The sequence below is a fragment of the Petrocella sp. genome (assembly GCF_059865615.1).
Window position 1 is genome coordinate 1 of record NZ_JCBCDA010000080.1, and the last position, 1,507, is coordinate 1,507.

General features: G+C 30.8%; 1 protein-coding gene and 1 pseudogene. One reads left to right on the forward strand and one right to left on the reverse strand.

Features of this window, described 5'->3' with window-relative positions:
• Positions 1-285: 285 nt before the first annotated feature.
• A pseudogene (locus tag AC6F8J_RS09210) lies at positions 286-810 on the reverse strand (transposase); the annotation flags it as partial.
• 115 nt (positions 811-925) lie between these two features.
• On the opposite strand from AC6F8J_RS09210, the gene AC6F8J_RS09215 reads away from it, so the two are divergent.
• Positions 926-1,417: a CPBP family glutamic-type intramembrane protease gene (locus tag AC6F8J_RS09215; protein WP_500722769.1), complete on the forward strand. Its 492-nt coding sequence runs from the start codon at positions 926-928 to the stop codon at positions 1,415-1,417.
• The last annotated feature ends 90 nt before the right edge of the window (positions 1,418-1,507 follow it).

Consider the following 1,507-nt stretch of genomic DNA (forward strand, 5'->3'; position numbering starts at 1 on the left):
TTTTTTAGTATCTATTTTTCATAAATAACTCAGTGGACCGGATATTTCAAAACTTAAGCTTTACCATACTGTATTTTCAGTAATTCCCATATATGTATAAAAGTTACAATAATATATTATAAAATAAAAAATATAACAAAAAGACTTTACTTTTATAAAAAATATTGTTATGCTTTGATGAGTAAAAAAATAGGGGCTGAATTGGAATCCGAGATTCCAGTTTGTAAAATTAGCTTCCGGTTCAGCATTTTCCTTGCAAAACTAAATTCTTGTAAACTTAGTTGTTTACTTTTTTAGCAACAGAGGTGTTAGATTAATCTCATTAGCGGGAACGAGCTTGATATTAAGCTTTTTTCTATTATATGAATTGATATGACTCATCATAAGGGAAATGTCCTCCTGACTCAGTGCATCAAAAGATGTTCCTTTTGGTAATATACGTCGTATCATTTCATGGGTTACCTCACATCCACCTTTTTGATCAGAACGTTGAGAATCACAATAGAATATACGGGTTCTACGCTCGTTATTCTTGTTAAACTCTAGCGACAGAGGATTTGTAAATTCGCTTCCCCTGTCACTAAGGGTGGACTGGAATAGATCAGTAAACGCATCATGACCTAAAAGTTTATACATCCAATCAAATATTTCTGACACTGTTCTGGCCGTATTCGCATCTCTGATAAATGCTAGCATGAGACTCCGGTTTCTAAAGTAGATTGTAAGAAGGACCTTTCCGCCCTTTCGACCTTCAACAGAATCTAATTTTACGATAGGAACATCAGGATTTACAGCAATGTCGGACTCGAATTATAGTTGAACAAGAAGTTTGGAAAAATTCGCTATCGCTAAGGAGTTATATATATAACTTTACACATACAAACCTAGAGGATAAAAGTAATAAATAATACGAGGAGATTAACAAATGAAATACATCAATAAATTGGACACGTATTTAAGAAGTCTTCCAACCGTTAAGTTTATATTAGTAATGACATTGATTTCTTTTTTAATAGTTGTTCCACTAGATTTGATGGCATTTTTTATAAATATAGATATGAATGGGCCGGATTTTTATGAAACTCCGATTGTATTATCATTCTTATCTCTAGGTATTATAGTACCGATTTTTGAAACGTTAATATTTCAGTTTTTGATCATTAGATTCTTGAAAAAATTTATTTTCTTTAAAAATCGAATATATATAACGATTCTTATTTCAGCAGTTCTTTTTGGTTTATCACATACATATAGTATTGCTTATGTGTATTTTTCATTTATTATTGGCTTATTACTAGCATATGCTTTTGTAATATATGAAGACAAGAAGGCGTCTGCATTTTGGGTGACGATGGCTATTCATGGTCTTAGAAATATTTTATCAGTTGCTATAAAAGCTATAGAGTCATTGTATTAGTATTTTTTTCTAGGTTTTGATAGGACTTTGATAGAAAAAATTATAGTGGTTATAAATCCTAATTGTAAATAACTTGTGGCTATTCCCAAA